General features: G+C 59.4%; 15 protein-coding genes, 5 tRNA genes and 1 other RNA gene. 6 read left to right on the top strand and 15 right to left on the bottom strand.

Translation table 11 applies throughout. The features are described from left to right. Window positions 1-1,011, top strand: a 1,011-nt coding sequence (locus tag PLU72_12265; protein HOT28958.1) for a DsrE/DsrF/DrsH-like family protein, incomplete at its 5' end; no start/stop codon positions are given. Between the two features lie 48 nt (window positions 1,012-1,059). Here the strand turns inward: PLU72_12265 and PLU72_12270 are convergent. Continuing rightward, window positions 1,060-1,821 (bottom strand): SagB/ThcOx family dehydrogenase, encoded by a 762-nt coding sequence (locus tag PLU72_12270; protein HOT28959.1) that lies wholly within the window; start codon window positions 1,819-1,821, stop codon window positions 1,060-1,062. Between the two features lie 565 nt (window positions 1,822-2,386). Continuing rightward, complete coding sequence (dnaX, locus tag PLU72_12275; protein ID HOT28960.1) at window positions 2,387-4,264, bottom strand: DNA polymerase III subunit gamma/tau; 1,878 nt, start codon at window positions 4,262-4,264, stop codon at window positions 2,387-2,389. Window positions 4,265-4,616: 352 nt separating this feature from the next. On the opposite strand from dnaX, the gene PLU72_12280 reads away from it, so the two are divergent. Then, entirely contained in the window at window positions 4,617-6,830 is a 2,214-nt protein-coding gene (locus tag PLU72_12280) for a flagellin (protein ID HOT28961.1), read from the top strand. Window positions 6,831-6,903: 73 nt separating this feature from the next. On the opposite strand, the gene ffs is transcribed toward PLU72_12280, so the two are convergent. The 11 genes from ffs to PLU72_12335 all read right to left on the bottom strand — a co-directional run bounded on the left by ffs (window position 6,904) and on the right by PLU72_12335 (window position 14,220). Further along, window positions 6,904-7,169, bottom strand: an RNA gene (gene ffs / locus PLU72_12285) — signal recognition particle sRNA large type. 3 nt (window positions 7,170-7,172) lie between these two features. Then, window positions 7,173-7,256 (bottom strand) — tRNA-Ser (locus PLU72_12290). 31 nt (window positions 7,257-7,287) lie between these two features. Next, a tRNA-Ser gene (locus PLU72_12295) sits at window positions 7,288-7,380 on the bottom strand. Window positions 7,381-7,392: 12 nt separating this feature from the next. Beyond that, window positions 7,393-7,467 (bottom strand) — tRNA-Arg (locus PLU72_12300). 10 nt (window positions 7,468-7,477) lie between these two features. Further along, window positions 7,478-7,569: transfer RNA gene (locus PLU72_12305), tRNA-Ser, on the bottom strand. 13 nt (window positions 7,570-7,582) lie between these two features. Next, a tRNA-Ser gene (locus PLU72_12310) sits at window positions 7,583-7,665 on the bottom strand. A gap of 76 nt (window positions 7,666-7,741) precedes the next feature. After that, window positions 7,742-8,125 (bottom strand): cell division protein FtsL, encoded by a 384-nt coding sequence (locus PLU72_12315; protein HOT28962.1) that lies wholly within the window; start codon window positions 8,123-8,125, stop codon window positions 7,742-7,744. A 67-nt stretch (window positions 8,126-8,192) separates the two neighbouring features. Then, window positions 8,193-10,922 carry a DNA gyrase subunit A gene (gyrA, locus tag PLU72_12320; GenBank protein HOT28963.1) on the bottom strand — a complete coding sequence of 910 codons (2,730 nt, stop codon included), beginning with the start codon at window positions 10,920-10,922 and terminating at the stop codon, window positions 8,193-8,195. 7 nt (window positions 10,923-10,929) lie between these two features. Next, window positions 10,930-12,930, bottom strand: coding sequence for a DNA topoisomerase (ATP-hydrolyzing) subunit B (gene gyrB / locus PLU72_12325; GenBank protein HOT28964.1), 2,001 nt, complete (start codon window positions 12,928-12,930; stop codon window positions 10,930-10,932). Continuing rightward, window positions 12,923-13,240 carry a hypothetical protein gene (locus PLU72_12330; GenBank protein HOT28965.1) on the bottom strand — a complete coding sequence of 106 codons (318 nt, stop codon included), beginning with the start codon at window positions 13,238-13,240 and terminating at the stop codon, window positions 12,923-12,925. The genes gyrB and PLU72_12330 overlap by 8 nt, the downstream gene beginning before the upstream one ends. Next, window positions 13,234-14,220 carry a DUF721 domain-containing protein gene (locus PLU72_12335; protein HOT28966.1) on the bottom strand — a complete coding sequence of 329 codons (987 nt, stop codon included), beginning with the start codon at window positions 14,218-14,220 and terminating at the stop codon, window positions 13,234-13,236. Before PLU72_12335 ends, PLU72_12330 begins: the two co-directional genes overlap by 7 nt. A gap of 207 nt (window positions 14,221-14,427) precedes the next feature. Between PLU72_12335 and PLU72_12340 the strand changes: the two genes are divergently transcribed. Next, complete coding sequence (locus tag PLU72_12340) at window positions 14,428-14,793, top strand: response regulator (GenBank protein HOT28967.1); 366 nt, start codon at window positions 14,428-14,430, stop codon at window positions 14,791-14,793. Window positions 14,794-14,799: 6 nt separating this feature from the next. On the opposite strand, the gene PLU72_12345 is transcribed toward PLU72_12340, so the two are convergent. Beyond that, window positions 14,800-15,933 (bottom strand): HDOD domain-containing protein, encoded by a 1,134-nt coding sequence (locus PLU72_12345; GenBank protein HOT28968.1) that lies wholly within the window; start codon window positions 15,931-15,933, stop codon window positions 14,800-14,802. Window positions 15,934-16,129: 196 nt separating this feature from the next. Then, window positions 16,130-17,533: a chromosomal replication initiator protein DnaA gene (gene dnaA, locus PLU72_12350; GenBank protein ID HOT28969.1), complete on the bottom strand. Its 1,404-nt coding sequence runs from the start codon at window positions 17,531-17,533 to the stop codon at window positions 16,130-16,132. A 658-nt stretch (window positions 17,534-18,191) separates the two neighbouring features. Here dnaA and accB point away from each other — a divergent pair. The 3 genes from accB to PLU72_12365 are packed head-to-tail and all read left to right on the top strand — an operon-like array spanning window position 18,192 to window position 21,335. Then, window positions 18,192-18,755: an acetyl-CoA carboxylase biotin carboxyl carrier protein gene (gene accB, locus PLU72_12355; GenBank protein HOT28970.1), complete on the top strand. Its 564-nt coding sequence runs from the start codon at window positions 18,192-18,194 to the stop codon at window positions 18,753-18,755. Between the two features lie 2 nt (window positions 18,756-18,757). Beyond that, window positions 18,758-20,128: a dihydrolipoyl dehydrogenase gene (gene lpdA / locus PLU72_12360; protein ID HOT28971.1), complete on the top strand. Its 1,371-nt coding sequence runs from the start codon at window positions 18,758-18,760 to the stop codon at window positions 20,126-20,128. Window positions 20,129-20,144: 16 nt separating this feature from the next. After that, on the top strand, window positions 20,145-21,335 hold the full coding sequence (locus PLU72_12365; protein ID HOT28972.1) for a hypothetical protein: 1,191 nt from the start codon (window positions 20,145-20,147) through the stop codon (window positions 21,333-21,335). Window positions 21,336-21,346 lie beyond the last annotated feature (11 nt).

Here is a 21,346-nt window from a genome sequence, read left to right on the forward strand (position 1 = left end):
CTGATCCCGGTCGACTCGCTCCGGGAGCGCATCGGCGAACTTCCGAAAGACAGAGAAATCATCGTCTACTGCCAGGTCGCCTTGCGCGGCTACTTCGCCCAGCGCCTCCTGAGCCAGAGAGGTTATAACGCGCGCAATCTGGTCGGCGGCTACAAGACGTGGGCGTTGTATCACGAGGAAGCCCTGCGTGCGTCGCCAGCTCCGAAGCCCATTCAGGAAACGTTCTGCAGCGCCCCTGTCGCCACCCCCACGACCGGCGGTGAAACGTTTGAGCTCGATGCCTGCGGCCTCCAGTGCCCCGGCCCCCTGATGAAAATGCGGGAGCGCGTCGAGCAGTTGAAAGCCGGCCAGTATCTCAAGGTGACGGCCACGGATCCTGGATTCCCGGTCGATGCCGAAGCCTGGTGCCGCCGTTCCGGCAACAAGCTCGTGCAGAAAGGCGGCGAGAAGGGCCGTTACTCCGTCATCATCGAGAAAACCGCGGAAGCCCTTTCCCCGGCAATCGCCTGCGCGACCCCATTCCTGGCGGGAATGCAGGGGAAGAAGCGGCTGACGATGGTCGTCTTCAGCGGCGATCTCGACCGGGCGTATGCCGCGTTCATCATCGCGAACGGCGCCGCGGCGATGGGGATGGAAGTGACACTATTCTTCACCTTCTGGGGCCTCAACATCCTACGCCGCAAAGACGCGCCGGCCGTCGACAAGACCGTGCTCGAATCGATGTTCGGCATGATGATGCCGCGCGGCGCCGAGGCGCTCGGCCTGTCGAAAATGCATTTCGGCGGTGCCGGGACCCTCATGATGAAACACGTAATGGAGCAAAAAAAGGTCGCGCCCCTGCCTGAGCTGATCGCTTCCGCGAAGGCGGCCGGCGTCAGAATGGTCGCTTGCACGATGAGCATGGATGTCATGGGCCTGAAGAAGGCCGAACTCATCGACGGCATCACGGAAGGCGGCGTGGCGGCCTATCTCGATTCCGCGGCCGACTCGACCGTCAACCTGTTCGTCTGAAGCCGGAGAAACTGAAAAAGGCGGGGCACGTTGCTGCCCCGCCTTTTGTTATCTGCCGACCGGGAAGAGCGTGATCACGCGTTCATCCGGCGCAAGACCGAGCTGGCGGTGCAGACGTTCGTCGTCGAACGCGCCGATGATGCCGCATTTCAGGCCGAGCGCCGCCGACATCAGCATGATATTCTGGCCGGCGTGGCCGGCTTCGATCAGGGTATACCGTTCCCCCCGGCTTCCGTATTTTCGGGAAACCCGGTCGACGACCCCGCAGACAGCGATGACGGCGGCACACTCCGCCATCCAGGACTGGGCGTATGCCGCATCGGCGATCGGGCCGCGAAAATCCCCTGCCGCGCCGGGCGATAGCTGGCTTTCGCCCGGTTGATATCGATACAGGCCCGGCGTGAGGGAACCGACGTTCCCCGCAGCAACGACGAGTTCGAGCGGATACAACGCACCGGCTGACGGCGCCGTCCGGAAGCCTTCTGGCGACGTAACCCCCTGGGCGGCCCAGAGGAGGCTGTTGATCTCTTCGAGGGTGATCCGACATCCGGCTGTGAAATCCCTTTTTGTCCTTCGCTGTTTGAGGACGTCCGTCAGGCCGGTCGCCGCCGACGATGCCGGAAGAGGGATGACATCGCTTCGGAAGGTCTGCCGGGGGGCGAAACTCGTGGTTTTGAGCATCGTCATCCAGAGGCCGGTCATCAGAAGACCCCCGGCAAAGGCAACGGCGAAGGCCAGTCGCGTCTTCACCGGCCTGTTCGGCGGCGTCGCCGGGGAACTCCGCAAGTCTTCATCAGATGCGCTTTTCATCCGTTTGATCTCAGTTCCGTTGAACCGTTCGGGAGGGTAACGCCCTTTCAGGGCTCTGCCCCCTGATGTAACCTTCTTTGGTCGCCGATTTCAGGCGATTGTCGCGGCCAACACAGGGGTGACCAACGGTTCGGAACAAGGCAACGTTGCACCCATGCCCGTTTGAAGCCCATTTCATGGCCTTACCCTCCTCTTTTCGGCCTGTCAAGCGTTTGTCAAGAGGGCACAGCAAATATCTTTTCCACCCCACCGCCCCGCATGAACAGCTTATCCCCATGGTTATCCACATTTTCCACCATGGAGGGATGTACACTTTCCTCCCAGTGCCACATGCACCAGACAAGCCTCATTCAAGGTGTTTGCGGGTTGTTTTCATGCCGTTTTTCCGATATTTCCGATCATCGCATGGGTGCACCCGAACCGGACAATACTGATCACTAAGTTGATAATTCCCTTCGCATATTCCCTCTTTTTCCAGGAATAAGCCCCGCAATGGGCATCATTACGGAATTTTCCGAGAAGGCCGCCACACCGGTTTTCCCCAACTTCCGGCTATCGAAGTCGGTCAGTCGGCGCTGCTCTCACCTGGGTCCGTATTTCCGGGCCCTCGCTCCACGCCTATGACGTCTCCCCCGAACGTCGCCAGGGCATCGGCAATGGCAGGCTTCTCCAGCACCTTGTTCCGAGCTTCCTGGTCGAGACGGGCGATCTGCTGGGCATGGTTCGCTCCGGCCGGCTTTGGCTGGGCCTCCCGCTCTTCGGGTTTCGACCGGACGAGAGCCTCCTGGGGATTTTTCACGACGATGCGCGTCCCTGGGCCATACACGGCGGCGAGTAACGGGTCGAGTTGTGCCTGGACTTTGGGATCTCGAAGCCGCTCGATATGAAAACTCGAGTTCGAAACAACCGTGACGACGCCGTTCTTGAAGGATTCGAACGTGGCCTGCTGGAGAAAGGAGCCGTTCACCTTCGAGATTTTCATGAACCGCGCCTGCAGAATCGAAAACAGGTCCGCAGGGGAACCTCCCGGCTCGACGGAGGGGATCGCATCGTATTCATCTGCCGGAGCCTCTGAACGCGGCGGGGGGCCGCCCGCCGCCCGCCGCACGGTTTGTAGCGGAATCGGTTGATTCTCCGGTCTTCCGGCACCGCCGGGAATGGCCCGAAGCCCCGTCGGAGCAGGTCCGGCACCCACTCTGGCGGCCGAACCGGCGACCGGACCAACGCCGGGAGGCAGGCCTCCCCCCATGATACGGCTTTCGACGGCCGCCACCCTTCGTTCCAGGCCTTCGATTCCGGCCGACACTTCCCCCATGCACAGGCGCACCAACTCGATCTCGAGAAGCAGTCTCGGATACGCCGAGTTGCGAAGGCCCCACACGACACGTTCGAGCCGGGCGGCCATAGCCATCAGCAATTCGGCGCCGACGCCGGCGACTTGGACCGAGATATCATGCGCCTGTTCCGCGGGAATTTCGAGAACCGGACCGGCCTTCGGATCGACCTTCAGAACCAGGCATCGTCGCAGGTATTCGAGGAGATCGCGGCCGACCGTCAGCGTCTCGTGTCCCCTGAAGAACAGCTCGTGGAGCTTGTTCAGAAGGTTTCCCGGTTCCCTCGAAAAAATGCACTGAGCCAGTTGTTTCAGGACGGCATGGCCGAGGCGCCGTGTCATTTCGAGAACCATGTCGAGAGTGACGATACCGCCCGACATCGAGCCCGTGATCTGGTCGAGCAGGCTCAGCGCGTCACGGAACCCGCCGGCCGCGCATTCTGCGATGAGGAACAACGCCTCCTGTCCGATCTCGGGAAAATTCTGCGGATCGGCTTCGCGCTCACGAGCCGCGACCTCGGCAAGCCGCTCCACGATCACCTTCCGGGAGATCGCGTGGAAGTCGAAGCACTGGCAGCGCGAAAGGATCGTGGCCGGCACCTTCTGCGGATCGGTCGTCGCCAGGACGAACACGACGCGGGGCGGCGGTTCCTCGAGGGTCTTGAGAAAAGCGTTGAAAGCAGCGCCGGAGAGCATGTGCACTTCGTCGATGATGTAGATCTTGTACTGGCCCTCGACGGGAAGATATTTGACCTTCTCACGCATCTGGCGGATGTCGTCGACGCCATTGTTGCTTGCGGCGTCGATTTCGACGATGTCCATGAACGTCAGTTCCTCGATGCGGCGGCACACGTCGCAGGTCCGGCAGGCGTCCTTCATGCCGGAAGGCAGGGTGACGGGCGCGCGGCAGTTGAGAATTTTTGCCAGCAGGCGCGCGGCAGACGTTTTGCCGGTTCCCCGGGGACCCGAAAACATGTAAGCATGGGAAAGTCTGCCGGTCGAAACGGCCGACTGGAGGGTGCGAACGATGTGTTCCTGCCCCAGGAGCTCCGAAAAAGTCTGGGGACGATATTTCCTGTAAAGGTTCTGGCGGGTGGGCTGAGTGGCCATCGTTGCTCTCCTGACGTCGGGCCGTAACGCAGCGGGACATTCCGCTGCGGACATAATGCACTATTCCGGCCTCTCAGGCAACCCGGAACCGTTCAGCGATCCCCTCTATCCGGATTTACAGATTCGAGTATATCGATGTGAAATCGTGAGATTTATAGGCAAAACATGAAGAAATCAAAAGATAAAAGATGAATTTTCTCAATTTATTCATCCCAGCACCTAAATTTCCAGATACACATTTCGACTGTCCATGTCGATAAATGTGCAGGGAGCGTGTTTGATCGTGGAACCCGCTCTCGAGGGATTACCAGGCAAGGATGCCGACGCGAACGATTCAAGGAGGAATCGAACGATGCTTTTCGCCATCAATCATGGCTCACTCGCACTTTCAACGTATGCGACCCGGACCGCCGCTTCGAGCAGACTCGAAGCCTCGATAGAGAAACTGAGTTCGGGACTGCGGATCAACAAGGCCGCGGACGATGCAGCAGGATCGGCCATCGGTGAGAAACTGAGGCGCCAAGTCAGAGGACTTTCCAAAGCGGTGCAGAACGCCCAGGACGGCATTTCGACCATTCAGGCGGCCGACGGAGCCACCGGCGAGATCCAGGACATTCTCCAGCGCATGCGCGAACTGGCCGGCCAGGCGTGCAACGAAACCCTCACCAGCAACGACCGCCTGGAGCTCCAGGGAGAGATTGTCCGGCTGCGCGGTGACATAAATCGTATATCATATAATACCGAATTCAATACAAAGAAACTTCTCGACGGAAGCCAGGCGGCGCAGATACGCTCTGATTCGGAGCATGTGACGGGCATCGCTTCCGGAGGGCCGGCGGCAAACGGCAGATATGACATCAGCATCGCCATGATCGAAGCCGGTGTCTCCCAGATGCAACGGTCCCAGATTTTCACGATCGCGGAAACCGGCGGCCTGGCTTCCGGATCGACCCAACTGCAGAGCATCTCTCAGTTCTATGATTCCTCGGGTGTGTTTGCCCTCACGACACCCCGGACGCTTCTGCTGAACGGAAACGCAAAGAATGTTCCGATCACGGTCGACGGCACCATGTCCCTCGACCGGCTTGCGGCGACGCTCCAGAACGCGATCGCAAACGAAAGCGGCCTCGGCATGTCCAACTCGAAAGTAGCCCTTGTGAATCCGGCCCAGACGCGAATTGCGGACAAGGGGGGATATCTTCAGATAACTTCGGGCTCGATCGGGGAAAACGGGGACGTGGCGTTTTCCGCCGATCAGGCGCTGATCGATGCGCTGGGATTCAGCATCACGCGGGAATCGAAAAACAATCTCGTCGAGCTCGCTTCCACGGATGCATCGGGAAACGTCACCTCTCGTCAGACATCCGAGGATGTCGCAACCGGCCTGCTGCAGGGAATCGACGTCATGTTTTCCTCCCAGCCGGCGCAGGTGGCTGGTTTCGGAGGTCTAGAAACAGGTCTTGTTCTGACAGGGGCTCTCGATTCAGATTTCTCTATCCGTGTAGGGAGCATGGCCACCCCCAAACTCATCCATGCCCATCAGGGAAACTGGTCGATGGAGGGGTTATCCAGGTATATCAACAGCCAGCTGCAGTCGATCGACGGGATGAAATCGAGCGTCGTCGACGGCGAAATACGGATCACCTACGATCCGCCCGATACCGAGACTTCTTCTCTCATCGAAATCTCCGCCCGTTTCCCCGAGCAAAACGCGATCGGCATTCCCACAGGAACATTCAGCGGTTTTGCACAGTGCACGAAAAAAGCGGCAAACACGGTCTATGGATTCAGCAAGTACGCAACCGCTGCCGGCTCCGTGAGGTTCAGCGTTTCCGACGGTGTCAACGCCGCCACGCTGTCCTACGCCCTCATCACGAACAAAGCCTCGCCCGATCTGCAGAATTTTTCGACCTGGCAGAATTCGCAGAACAATATTCTGGAAAATGCGAACGTCCAGGTGCGTGTCGATGCCGTGAACGGAAGCCTGGCATTCACCTCGCTCCGCGTGGGAAGCGAAATCCTCGACAGCGGCGGAATCACCTCCAGCGCAGTAAGGGTTTCACTCAATGCAACCGCCATCACGCATGGAATCGACAAGAAATTCGGGCTCGCTCAGCAGACGTCGGCAGTCGGAAGCGGCGAACGGAACTTCACGCTCGCGGTCACCGACCGATCTTCCCAGTTCCAGATCGGGGCCGATGAAAAGCAGAGTCTTGCGTTTTCGATTTCCAACCTTTCCGCCACGGCTCTCGGAGTGGATAATATCGATCTGACAAGTGTCAGGGGTGCCGAGAAAAGCCTGGGAAAAATCGACAGGGCTATGGACAGGCTCGTGGCGGAGCGTTCGAGACTCGGATCATTGCAGAACAAGCTCGAATCGGCCGTCAAAAGCCTTTCGTCATGCAGGAACGATCTGACGTCCGTCGAATCCCGTCTCGAAGATGTCGATGCGGCGCTTGAAATGGTCGAATTTACCCGGAACCGCGTGGTTTCGGAATCGGGAACCGCCATGATGGCGCAGGCAAACGTGCTGTCCCAGTCGATCCGCACGCTGCTGGTGCAGTGATGGAAAAGTAGACGGGAAAACAACGACGGGAAAACGCGATTCTCACGCGTTTTCCCGTCGATCATGAACGAGGTCGTGCACCTGCCCTCGTGCCTGAATCAATGGCCCATTTCCTGAACCTTCTGCTCCGGACAGGCGCTGCCACATCACCCGAAAGCTGACGTTTACCGTTGCTATCTTCCGATCCTGGCGGGGTTCACGGGCTTTCGCCGTGTGGAACCCGTCCTTCACTACTTCCGGAACAGGCTGGTACCACCAACCAGGTCCTCTGGCAGGAATTCAACCCGCCCGCGGGGATTTGCGGATAATAGAGGACCCCGAGCCCTCCGTCTAGCACGACAGCGGAGAGGGCGAGATTCGAACTCGCGATCCTTTCGGATACGTACTTTCCAGGCACGCGCCATAGACCAACTAGGCGACCTCTCCAGAAACCCCACCCGGGGAGTGAAATCAAGGGCGGAGAGAGTGAGATTCGAACTCACGAGGCACGCTATCAACGCGCCTACTCGATTTCGAGTCGAGCGCTTTCGACCAACTCAGCCATCTCTCCAAAATAAAACAGCGCGCCTGAGAGGACTCGAACCTCTGGCCACCAGATCCGCAATCTGGTGCTCTATCCAAACTGAGCTACAGGCGCATATAAGCGGCGGAGAAGGCGGGATTCGAACCCGCGGTAGAGCTTTACGGCCCTACGACGGTTTAGCAAACCGTTGCCTTAAGCCAACTCGGCCACCTCTCCAAAACTTTTGGCACGGAGGAAGCAGGATTCGAACCCGCGAACCTTTCGGTTTCCGGTTTTCAAGACCGGCGCCATCGACCACTCGGCCATTCCTCCACGGCGGTCGTAAGGAACACTATATCACAGGTACACACGAATTGCAAGCATTCCCGCAACGTCGACAGAGTTTTTTTCAGCGGTCCCGTCCGGATGAGCCGGCCGCGTTTTCGGGGCGGACCGGAGGCGTTCCGGTGGCGGGAACGGGGGTGACGACGAGCTCTTCGGGTCTGACCAGGCCGAGGCGCTCGCGCGCGAGTCGCTCGATGCCCTCGGGGGTGGAAAGCGTATCGAGATTCTGCTTCAGGCGCCGGTTTTCACGTTCCAGCGAGGTGATCTTCTCGTTGAGCTCGCTTTCCTTCAGCAGAAGAGTGCGGATCGTGGAATACCTCGACAGGTAGATGATCGAGAGCGCAACGCAGAACACGACGGAAAGGATGAACATGATCTCGGTGGAAAAGCGGACCCTGCGTCTCTTCACCGGCGTTCCCGCCATCTGGACGTGATGCTCGTCTGCCATCGGATCCGCTCCTGTTCTTGTCGAATGAGGAGCGGAGCCGCCCCACTCGGGACGGCTCCGCGGAACGTTACTTCGCCACTTCTTCCACGGCCGGGATGCGCGCCACGGACATGACGCGGTCACCATCGTCGAGGGTAATCAGCTTCACTCCGGACGCCGCTCTGCCGGTCGAGCGGACTTCGTCGGCATTGAGGCGCACTACCTTGCCCTTCGTGGTGACGATCATCAGCTCGTCGCCTTCGAACATGCGCTTGATCGACAGCACCTCGCCGGTCTTTTCCTTCACCACCAGGTTGATGACGCCCTTGCCGCCGCGATGCGTGACACGGTACTCGTTCACGTCGGTCTGCTTGCTGAAGCCCATGACCGACACCGTCAGAAGCATGCCCTCGAACGGGATGTATTCGGTCGGAATCGTGTCATCGCCCGGCTCACCGGCTTCAGCCGGAGCCGCCGCAACGATCGCCGGCATGACCTCGGCCGCCGGAACCGGCTGAACGACGGATTCGACGGATTCGCCGCCTTCCGCGCCCGGAACCGCACCGGGCTGCGGAGCGACCTGGCCGGCGCGGGTGAAGGCTTCCATGCCGATAACCACGTCCACGGGATCCTTGAAGGAGATGGCCTTCACGCCACGTGCCGCGCGCCCCATGCACCGGATCTCATCTTCGGGGAACCGGATCGCATAGCCGCGCTGAGTGGCGATGACGACGTGTTCGCCGCCGCGGATCGTCTTCACGCCGACCAGCTCGTCATTGTCATCGAGATTGATCGCGATGATGCCCTTCGAGCTCGGCCGCGAGAACGCGGACAACTCGACCATCTTCGCGACACCGCGCCTCGTCACCATGAAGATACGACGCTGCTCGTCGAATGTCTTCACCGGCAGCAGGGCCGTGATCTTCTCGTTCTCGGACAGGTTCAGCAGATTCACGATCGCGCGCCCGCCGGCCTGGCGGCCGCCTTCCGGAATCTTGTAGCCCTTCAGCCAGTGCGCCTTGCCGGTGGAGGTGAATACGAGCAGATACGAGTGCGTCGTGGCGAGGAACATGTGCTCGACGACGTCGTCTTCCTTCACTCCCATGGCGAAGCTGCCCTTGCCGCCGCGGCCGATCTGTCTGAACGTGTTCGGGGCGATGCGCTTGATGTAGCCGTTGCGCGTCACCGTGATCACGATGTCTTCTTCCTGCATCAGGTCTTCGATGCCGAGCTGCTCGGCCTCGGAGTAGCAGATCTGGGTGCGGCGCTCGTCGCCGTATCTGTCGCGGATCTCGATCAGTTCGGTTTTGACGATTTCACGTACCTTGGTGTCGCTGGCGAGAATGCCCTTGAGTTTCTCGATCAGGGCGAGAGTTTCGTGGTATTCGTTCACGATCTTGTCCCGCTCGAGGCCGGTCAGCCGCTGCAGGCGCATGTCGAGGATCGCCTGAGCCTGGCGCTCGCTCAGCATGAAGGCATTCATCAGGCCTTCCTTGGCCTTCGCCGGGTCCGCGGCTTCCTTGATCAGCTGAATGACGGCATCGAGATTGTCGAGGGCTATGGTCAACCCTTCGAGGATGTGAGCCTTCTCTTCGGCCTTCCTGAGCTGGAACGTGGTGCGGCGTCGGATGACGTCGCGGCAATGGTCGACGTAATGGCCGAGCACGGTTTTGATATCGAGCACCAGCGGCCGGTTGTCGACCAGCACCAGCATGATGACGCCGAACCCGGACTGCATCGGGGTGTGGCGGTACAACTGGTTCAGGATGACCTCGGTGTTGACCCCCTTGCGCAGCTCGATGACGACCCGCATGCCCTCGCGGTTCGACTCGTCGCGCAGGTCGGTGATGCCGTCGATTTTCTTGTCGCGAATCAGGTCGGCGATCTGCTTGACCAGCTTCGCCTTGTTGACCTGATACGGCAGCTCGGTGATGACGATACGCTCACGGCCCCGGGCGAACTCCTCGGTGGTCGTGACGGCGCGAACCGTGATGCTGCCGCGGCCGGTGCGGTATGCCGCTTCGATGCCGTCACGGCCCATGATGGTGCCGCCGGTGGGGAAGTCGGGCCCCGGAATGAGCTTGATCAACTCGCAGATATCGACCTCCGGATCGTCGATCAGCCGGATGGTGCCGTTGATGACCTCCGTGAGATTATGGGGCGGAATGTTCGTCGCCATACCGACGGCGATACCTGAAGAGCCGTTCACGAGGAGATTCGGGAACTTACTGGGAAGAACGATCGGCTCCTGGAGCGAACCATCGAAGTTCGGCATCCATTCGACCGTCTCCATCTCGATGTCCCGAAGCAGCTCTTCGGCGAGCTGATCGAGGCGGGATTCGGTGTAGCGCATCGCCGCGGCGCTGTCGCCGTCGATCGAGCCGAAGTTGCCGTGGCCGTCGATCAGCGGGTAGCGCAGACTGAAATCCTGGGCCATGCGAACGAGCGTGTCGTAGATCGCCAAATCGCCGTGCGGATGATATTTACCAAGCACTTCGCCGACCGTGCGGGCCGACTTCACATAACTCTTCTTGCTCGTAAAGCCCTGGTCGAACATCGCGTACAGAACGCGGCGATGAACCGGCTTGAGGCCGTCGCGAACGTCTGGAAGAGCGCGGCCGACGATGACGCTCATCGCGTAATCGATATACGAGGTTTTCATATCGTCTTCTATATTGACGAAAACCTCGTTCGGATTCAGCGGGGGCGGCGGAACGGGAGCGCCTGAAGAGCCGGCGGCCAGTGCCCCAGAATGTTCGGTGTTCTCGGGGTTTTCCGGTGTGGTGTCGTTCGTGTTTTCAGTGTTGTCGGTAGCCATGTGTGCCTCAGATATCCAGATTCCGGACCTGCTTGGCGTACTGGGAGATGAACTGCCGGCGCGGTTCAACCTTGTCGCCCATCAGGACGGAGAAAATGCGGTCCGCTTCCAGCGCATCGAGCGACTGAACTTTCTTCAGAACGCGCTTCGACGGATCCATCGTGGTTTCCCAGAGCTGTTCGGGATTCATTTCGCCGAGACCTTTGTAGCGCTGGATGTTCGCGGTGCCCTCGTCGGCGCCGATGTCTTCCAGGACCTTCACCTTCTGCTCGTCGGAGTAGGCATACCGCTCGTCACGCCCCTTCTTGATCTTGTACAGGGGCGGCTGGGCGATGAAAAGATACCCCTTGTCGATGATCTCGGGCATATAGCGATAGAAGAAGGTGAGAAGCAGGGTTCGGATATGCGCCCCGTCGACGTCGGCGTCGGTCATGATGACGATTTTGTGATAGCGGGTCTTCTTGATGTCGAAATCTTCCTTGCCGACGTTCGTTCCCACGGCCGAGACCAGGTCCTGGATCGCCTCGCTAGTGAGAACGCGTTCGAGTCGGGTTTTCTCGACGTTCAGGATCTTGCCGCGCAACGGCAGCACCGCCTGTATCTTGCGATCGCGGCCCTGTTTCGCAGAGCCGCCGGCCGAATCGCCTTCGACGATGAACAGTTCGCACTTCGACGGATCGCTCTCCTGGCAGTCGGCAAGCTTGCCGGGAAGCGAGTTGCCGTCCATGGCGGTCTTGCGCCGGGTCAGTTCGCGAGCTTTCTGGGCAGCGATGCGGGCGCGCATGGCAGTGAGGATCTTGTCGACGACGGGCCGGGCAACCAGCGGGTTCTGCTCGAAGTAGTCGCTCAGATACTCGGTCACGACGGCATCGACGATGCCGCGCACCTCGGGATTGCCCAGCTTGCCCTTCGTCTGACCCTCGAACTGGGGTTCGGGAACCTTGATCGAAAGCACACCGACGAGCCCTTCGCGCACGTCGTCGGTCGTGAGCTTCACTTCCTTGCTCTTGTCCTTGCCGAGCAGGGTCGGATCCTTTTTCAGGTAGTCGTTGAACACCTTCGTGAGGGCCGAGCGGTAACCCAGCACATGCGTGCCGCCGTCGATCGTGTTGATGTTGTTGACGAAGGCCAGGAACTGCTCGTTATAGCCATCGTTATACGACATCGCGACCTCGACTTCGACATCGTCGCGCTCGCGTTTGAAATGCACCACGTCGCGGAACAGCGTCGTCTTGGTCTCGTTCAGATACTCGACGAAGCTGCCGATGCCGCCCTGATACTCGAACAGATGGCACTTCTGGGTTTTCGTCTGGCGCAGCACGATCTTGACGCCGCGATTGAGGAAAGCCAGCTCGCGGAGGCGCTTCGAGAGAATCTCGAAGTTGAATTCGATATTCGGAAACACTTCCCTGTCGGGCATGAAGTGCACTTTCGTGCCTCTGCGATCGGCACCCTCGGTGACGGTCATCTCGCCCACCGGGGCACCGCGCTGGAACAACTGCTGATGAATCGAGCCGTCGCGCCAGACCGTGACTTCGAGCCACTCGGAGAGAGCGTTCACGACCGAAACTCCGACGCCGTGAAGGCCGCCGCTGAATTTATAGCTCTTTTTATCGAACTTGCCGCCCGAGTGCAGCACCGTCAGCAACACTTCGAGAGCCGGCCGACCGGTACCGGGGTGGATGTCGACCGGCATGCCGCGGCCGTCGTCGAGAACCGAGAGCGAACCGTTGTCGTGCATCTGCACGTGGACCGTCGTGGCGTGTCCGGCGAGCGCCTCGTCGATGCTGTTGTCGACGACTTCCCAGACCAGGTGGTGCAGCCCGTCCATGCCGGTGCCGCCGATATACATGCCGGGCCGTTTCCGGACGGCTTCCAGACCTTCTAGGACCTGGATGTTCTTCGCGGAATACTCGCCCGCCAGGCCGTCGACCGGCAGGCCGTTCCCGTCTTCCGTCTTCGCGGCCGCCGCGGCCAGGGGTGTCAACAAGGTTTCGGTATCAGGCATCGTCTTCGTCTCCAGTCCCGTGGCTCTCGTCCAGATCGGCCACGACCTTCTTCACCGGCGGAAGCCGGTGATAAAATGCTTCACCAAACAGCTCGCTCCGGCCCCGGTGCGACAGCGCATCCGGTGACAGGGTAGAGCCGAGCCATCGTCCGTCCGCCGTCAGGACAGCCGCGTGCGGCTCCCCGTCGAGCGTTCCCCGGACGGATGTGAGGATCGTTTCACGCGTGACCGGATCGATCGTCGCGAGATTCACGATCGCCACGCATTCGGACAGGTCGATAAATTCGTTGTTCCCGAGATGAATCAGCATGCGTCGGATTCCTCCCGGGGTTCGGCGCTGAGGCGCTCGAGAAGTCGTTTCCATTCGGCCGGGAGCATGGCGTCGATAGCATCGGGCGTCATGACATCGGGCCGAACCCCCGTTTCGAGGATCACCGCTCGGATCATCTCGAACCGCAGACGCGGCACGAGCGTTTCATCGGGTGTTTCGCGAAGCTGTGCCCCGAGCGCTTCGACGGCCGCGCGAACCTCGCCGAGGAGATCGATCTTGGCGGCGAGCAGTTCTTCGGGCATTACGCTTGGAAGATGCTCCCTGACTTCGTCGAGGGTCAGCCAAGGAGTTTCGTCGAGCAGCGTGCGAAGCCTGGCCCGGATCTCGACCCTCGCGTTGTGCCGGCAGACGGCACACGCGGTCGTTCCGGTCCTGACCGTGACGGCCCCACACGTTGGGCAAGGGGTCAGTCCGCTCATGGCTAGAGCATTGCGCCTTGCCTGCAGTTTGGCCTTGCATCGAAGAATCAGGTCGTGAAGCCGACGGTCCTTCGTTGCGGGCACGTCGGAAACGCTTGCTCCGCGCCAGTCCGGCCACTGGGGGGGGCTGGCGATCGGCGCCGTTGCCGGCAGCCGTCCGAGACGCGCGACGGTGGTCCGGATTTCCGTTCCCAAGCAGAGCTGGCCGACGCGCTCGAGCACCTGGGTGCGGACGAATATGAACGTCTGCATCCATTGGGAGTCTTCGCAGACCACGAACAGCTTTCCCTGGAACAGGCGCTCGGGAGCGGTGTGACGCGCAAGATCGGGACCGACGATCGACGGCCATGTTTTACGCAGTCGCCCGAGTTGCATCATTTCTGATCCGGCGGCACGCGCGACGCGCATGGAAAACCCCCGTCCGCCTTGCTGGCCGTATCTGGCCTCCCAGGCCTGGCGCCGCAGTTCGGCGAGGGTATCCGTGAGCATGCTTCCGATGGGACGGATGCCGCTCCGATACCGGGGTTTTTCTGCGTTCATGCGAATGCTCGGTTTCCTCTGAAAACGCGATGGGGTGCGGACTATGATACTCTGAATTTGTCCCGGGCGCAAGTCTGGACCTCCCGCCTGTCTGATGGTTTGGCTAAGGCGAAACGGCTTTCACGCCGATGACTGGATAGACCGGGTTTTGACTTCGAACCCGGTCTGGAGTACCCTTAGAGGGACACCTTAGGAACGAGGTTGTTCATGTCCAAACGGATCATGATTGTCGATGACACGGCCGTGATGCGGCTGATGCTCAGGCGCCTCCTGGAGAAAAACGGGTATGAGGTGTGCGCCGAAGCTTCCACCGGCACGGAAGCCGTCGAGAATTATGTCGCCCAGAAACCGGACCTCGTCACCATGGATCTCACGATGCCCGAAATGGACGGCATCACCGCCGTCAGAAAGATCATCCAGATCGACCCAAAGGCGATCGTCATCATGTGTTCCGCCATGGGGCAGATGGAAAAAGTGAAAGCGGCTATCATGGCGGGGGCCAGGGATTTTCTGGTCAAGCCGCTCCAACCCGAACGGGTTCTCGCCACGATCCAGAAACTGCTCGGGGAATGAACGGGGTCAGGTGAAAATTCCCTGTTCCTGGGCCGCAAGGAACTCCCCGAACTCCTTCATCACGTCTTTCCACGGCATCTCTTTCTGCTTCACGAAGAAATACGCTTCGAGCTTCTGAAACCACGGACTGAACGGCATCTTGTCGATCTCGTTGAGATAGTTGTTGGCGCAAAAGATCGGCAACGTGAGGGCGTTCCAGCCGGCGGACTTCAGATAATGGTGGTCAGCGACGATCGCGCCGAGATACTCGGGGAAGTTCCAGAGAGTGCACAGGTGGCTTCCGATCGACTGATGCTCGGTGCCGAACACCAGGAGCTCGGCGATGAAACTCGGCTTGCTTTCCTCGATGATCTTCTGCCGGACGTCCTGATAGCGGTCGGGAAAGGCGAACATCAGCGCCTGCCGGCCGATGTCGTGAAGAAGCCCGCCCAGGCGCACTTTTGCGCATTCGTCGCTCGACGCGCCGCCGGCTCTGGCGATGAACTCGGCAAGGGTGGCGCATTTCCGGCCGTGGTCCATCAGCTCCTTCTGGGCCGAGAACAGGCCTCCGACGCTCTTGTAAAAGTTGAAAATGAACAGCTGCCTGAGATTCGACATGCCCAGGATCGCCATCGCCTGGTGCAGCGTTTCGGCTTTTGATCTTCGGGCGAACGTTGCGGAATTCGCCCAGCGGATGACCTGACTGCAAAGCCCGGGATTATCCTTGATCTTGTTTTCGAGCGCCGCAAGTGAAGCGTCCGGCGAACTCGTTTCGGCGATCAGTTTGTAGGCTTCCGTGTTGAGCACGGGAACGTCGCGAAGTTTTCTCCGGAGCAGTTCGAGAGTTTCATCGCCCGCGAACGAGAGTGCGGCGCTTTTTACGGAAGGAAAAACCGCCAGCCCGGTGCGTCTGCACAGGTCGATGACATCCTGCTGCGTCGTAATGACCTTGATGTTCGATCGGTCTTTCAGGACGCCGAGGTGCTTGATCAATTTCTGGGTGACGTTCGACAGGTTGAGCAGGTTCACCAGCATGTGGGGAAGCTTTTTTGAAAACTGGGAAAGGCTCTGTTCGGGGTCGGTGTTTGGAATCGACGCATCATTTTCTATGATGACGTGACTGAGCCCGCCATCCAGTGTCTCAACCCGTACCTGCGGCATGGATATCCCTCATCAGCTCTGTCATTCTCTTTGCCCGCAAAACATAGCATACCCCGGCGCGGATTGTCCAAGATATCCAAGATCAGGAAAAACCCGTTCCCCACGAGCAACTCGGCGGATCACGATCCGCCTTATATTCGGAACGTTGGCTGCTGATATGCAGGGATGCCTCGCAAAGCTCCCGAGGCTCCCCCTTTTACCGGTTCTGCGGGTCGACCCAGCGCAGCAGCCGCTCGAACTCGGCAGCAAAGGCAGGGTCGTTCGCAACGCGCTCTCGGATTTTTTCGCAGGAGTGCATCACCGTCGTATGGTCCCGTCCGCCGAAATTCGCGCCGATCTGGTTAAGTGAGGAATCCGTCAGCATCTGGGAAATGCGCATCGCGATCTGACGGGGTAGAACGAGGTTCGCCGAACGCCGCTTGCTCGTCATCTCGGCTTCGGGGATATCGTAATACTCGGAGACCCGTTTCATGATCCAGGAGATGGTGACCTTTCCCGGCGTCTGCTCGCGGAAGAATTCCTTCAGAACCTGGTCCACAAGATCCTTGTCGATCGGTTTCTGAACGACGCTTGCATACGCCACAACCCGGGTGAAAGCACCTTCGAGCGTTCTGATGTTCGTCACGACGCCTTCGGCCAGATACATGAGAATGTCGTCGGAAACTTTGATGACGGATCGCGCGGCGGCTTTTTTCAGGATGGCGACGCGCATTTCCAGGTCAGGGGGTTGAATATCGCAGACGACACCCATTTCGAACCTGGAGACAAGACGTTCTTCCAGGCGCTGGATTTTTTTCGGCGGCGCGTCGGACGTCAGGATGATCTGCTTCTTGTTCTGGAAGAGCTCATTGAACGTATGGAAGAACTCTTCGATAACGGAGTCCTTTCCGACGAAAAACTGCACATCGTCGATCAGAAGCAGGTCTCTGCGGCGGTACTTCGCGCGGAACTCGTTCATCTTTTTGTCTTTTACGGCTTCAATGAACTCATTGGTGAACGCTTCGGAAGACAGGTAGGCAACTCTCAGCTTCGGATTCGTTTTCAGGACTTCCTGGCCGATGGCCTGCATCAGATGGGTTTTTCCAAGACCGACGCCGCCGTAAATGAACACCGGGTTGTAAGCGGTTCCAAGCGGTTTGCTCGCGACGGCCTGACAGACCGCGTGAGCGAATTGATTGCTCTTGCCCACGATGAAGGTGTCGAACGTGTATTTCCCGTTGAATTGGAGCATCGACTGGGCGTGCGGCTTTTCCGCCGGGGCTTTTTCGGGAAGAGTGATTGTGACGGAGGGTCCGCCGATTGCGGGAAGGCAGGGTTGGATGGGAACCGGAGCTTTTGCAGCTTTCGCGGTTGTTCTTGAACGTGTGACGAAAATGCACGACAGGGGAGGGGTCGCCCCCTGGAGGATTTTCTGGATCATGCCGTGGTAGCGTCGTTCGACCCAATCTCGGCAAACTTCGTTTAGAGCCTCGAGAACGAGGGTTTCTCCCTCGATGCCGACCGGGTTGATCGAGTTGAGGAAGATGTTGAGGTTTGCTTCGTTGACCTGGGTTCGGATTTCACCGGTAATGCGCGACCACAACTGACTTACTGCTTCCATGCGCTATCCTCTTGCTGTGTACACACCCAAACCCCACAAATGTACGAATTCATGCGGCTTGTAAAGGTTTTTGGGTGGGTGAAAGTGGTCGTTAGGATAGCAGAAGTCGAGGGACGCCGCAAGCCCCCAAAACCAACAAACATCTGATAAGAAGCCGGTTTTCCACGTGAACATCCTGTGGATAACCCCGGGAAAACCAGAAATTCATGACTTCCTGTGGATCATGTGGAATAACCGGCCAGGCCATCCACAAGGTTTTACAGAGGCGAAACGCAGACGTGAACCGACATCCACAGGGTTTTCCCCAACTTCCACAACCCTACTATTACGACTACGGACTTTTATAAACAATAACCGTACACCGTCAATCATCCGCAAACCGGGAAAGCCGTACATCTTCGGGAACCGTCCCGTTGTACGCTTTCGCGGAAAACAAATCAAGCGTCTGGTATCCGCAGTCATGAAGTGTACATCTGCTGTCGGCCTCAGCGAAATGAAGCCAATCCGTTCGTGCTGAGCTTGTCGAAGCACGACGGAAACGCGAAATTGGCTGTTGCCATCCGGTCCCCAATAATGTCTCACATGACCGATCGCCTCCGTTGCGGAGAGAGATGTCGTTTGTTATACTGCGGCGATTTCACAGGAGGGCTCACAAGTCATGGCGAAAACGAACAAACCTCAGATCGGAAATGGATCTCCAACGCAGAATCCCGATACGGGCCTTTTCGATGATGTTGCCGGCATCATTCGGCTCATGGGAGAAACGGGCCTTGCCGAGCTCGATCTCGAAGCCTCCGGAGTGAAAGTATCCCTCCGCCGGCAATCAACCTGTCGCCATACCGAACCACTTTCGCCCGGAAACAGCGCCCAAGTCGTGACTCCCGCTTTCCAACCCCTCCAAACCGCGGCGTCGCATCCCATACCCGCCGCCATCTCTCTTGCGAAACCAGCTCCTGTGGCGGCTCCGGCGGAAGCCGAGTGGCACAAAATCGTTTCGCCGATGGCCGGAACGTTTTACAGAGCTCCGGCCCCGACGGCGCCCCAATTCGTAAAAGTCGGCGACGTCGTAAAAATCGGCCAACCCGTTTGCATCGTCGAGGCGATGAAACTTATGAACGAGATCAAGGCGGACAAGGCCGGCAAGGTCGTGAATATCCTGATCGAGAACGGCAAACCCGTCGAAAAAGGCACGCCCCTGTTCCATATTGACACGGGGGCCTGACCATGAACCATTTCGACATCATCGTCATCGGCGCCGGCCCGGCCGGTTATCCACTTGCCGGGGCCATGGCCCGCGCTGGTTCAAAAGTTGCCGTTATAGAACGAGACGCGGTCGGCGGAACCTGCCTGAACTGGGGGTGTATCCCGACCAAGGCGCTTCTCGCATCGTCAAAATTATATCATCAGCTATCTCACGCCAGACAATGGGGGTTGAAAGCCGAGAATATCGGCTTCGATTGGGCCGAGATCATGAACCGCAAGGAGACCGTGATGAAAACGCTTCGCCAGGGCATCGACAAGATGCTCCAGGCCGCCGGCGTCACGATCTTCAAGGGAACCGCGAAACTGCTCACCGGCCGCCGCGTCCGTGTGGAAACTGTGGAAAACCCCGTTGAAATCTCGGCCGACAGAATCTGCCTCGCGACCGGCTCGGTGCCTGCCGTCCCGGCGGGATTGCCGACGGATCGCAGTCTGTTCTGGACGAGCGATGAGGCGCTTTCGGCAAACTCGGTTCCGGAATCTCTCCTGATCGTGGGCGGCGGGGTCATCGGCCTCGAGTTCGGCCAGGTGTTTTCCACGTTTGGCTCGAAAGTCACGATCGTCGAAATGATGCCGCAGATCCTTCCCGGCCTCGATTCGGCGACGGCCAAACGCCTGCTGCCGGTTTTCAAGAAAGCCGGCATCGAGATATTCACCGGCCAGAAGGTCGAAAATCTCGAAAGTGAGAACGGCATGGTCTCGGCAACGATCGCGGGCCAGAAACGCACCTTCGCCAAAGCCATCCTCGCGATGGGCCGGAAGCCGAATCTTTCCGTGCTCGAGGGCGGCGAAATATCGCTGCACATGGAAGGGCGGTTCATCGCCGTCAACGACGCGTTCGAAACCAGTGAACCGGGCGTGTTCGCGGTCGGCGACGCCATTCCGGGGCCGATGCTGGCCCACAAGGCAACCTACGATGCTCTCCTTCTCGCGGACCTCTGGCGCGGCCGACCCGTCCGCCGGGATTACAACGCTGTTCCTGCTTGCGTCTATACGCATCCCGAGATCGCCTGGGTCGGCTTATCCGAAGACGACGCCCGCGCGAAGGGACTAACGCCGACCGTCGGCAGAAGCCTCTTTTCGGCGAACGGAAAAGCGGTGGCGGCCGGCGACGCCGACGGGCAGATCAAAACGTTGACGGACGAAAACGGACATCTCCTCGGCGCAGTGATTTGGGGGCCCGAGGCCAGCAATCTGATCATCGAACCAACGATGCTGACCACCTTGAAGATTGCGGCCCGCGATGCCCGGAACGTCATTCATCCGCATCCGACGCTGTCGGAAGCGTTTGCCGAAGCCATGGCGGCTGCTTCCGGAGAAGCCGTTCACGGCTGACGGGAAACGGAGCGGTATGTCGACGGTCGGATTTCTCAATCTTCCTCCGAGACACGAGGAACTGCGCTCAACACTCGAACGCCTGGGACTCGAAGAACTCGTCAGGCGCCCCGTTCTGGGCCGTGAAAACGCCGAACCGCCCTGGGTGACGCTCGATCCGGCCGAGTTCTTTTCGGTCGTCGACACGGGGTTTCATTTCACCGAATCGCGATCGCCGAAGGAATGGACCCCCTGGGTCATCACCTCCGATGCGGTTCTCGCGAACTCGCGTCTCGAAAACGGCCTGGCTGGCCAGACAGGCGTGCGTGGTGCGATCGGCGGCACGTTCCCCTTTCTCGACATCTGCGGAAGCAGCGTCTTTCTGCCGACCCCACGCAGGCTTCTCGCCATCACCGACGGCGTTGCGGGCTTCGTACTGACGGAAATGGAGCGGAGCGGCAGGCCCCTCGACGAGGCGATACGCGAAGCTCAATGGCGGAATGTGGCCCCCGGAAATATGACGCGCCACCTTCATGCGCTTGCCGCCCGTGAGCGGCTCGCCCTGCTGGCGTCATCCGTGTTCGGCATAAATCTTTCGGCGGAGCGCATTCTCGCGGAAGGATTCGGCCAACTCGATGCGAGAGATGTGGCCGTTGCCTGCCGGCTCGGCTACAACATTCGCCTGATCGGTTCGGTCGAGGCGCACGAGGCCGGATTCGAAGCCTGGGTCAGGCCGTGCCTGCTCCCCGCGAAGTATATTCTCGCCCAGGCTCGGGGCGGTTCGGAAGCCGCATACATGCAATGTTCCGACGGCAGTTCCCACGTCTTCATCGGCCCTGGAACCTCGTTCGAGGTTTCCCTTCGGGGAATGCTCAGGGATCATCAGCTTCTTTTGGAAAAGGGTACACCGGGCGTCGGAACATTCAGTCCGGCGAAGTTGATTCCATCGCATCGGCAGGTCTCCGGTTTCTACATCAGGCTGACGCTCGTGAACCAGATGTCGACGCTTGCGCAGATCACGAATCTCTTTGCTGCAGCCGGTGTGGAGGTTCGGTACATTGTACAGCCTGACGGGGACGGCGTTTCCCGTGAAACGCCTTCCGGAAACACCGAGTTGGTGATCTTTACCGCTCCCGTCTCCGACGGGGTTCTGCATGGAACGCTGGAGCAGGTCCGCGCCGACGTCAAGTTGGCAGCGATCAAGGCCTGTCTGCGATACGAAAGCTAAAGGCGCGATCA

The organism is Candidatus Ozemobacteraceae bacterium (genome assembly GCA_035373905.1).
GTDB lineage: Bacteria > Muiribacteriota > Ozemobacteria > Ozemobacterales > Ozemobacteraceae > MWAR01.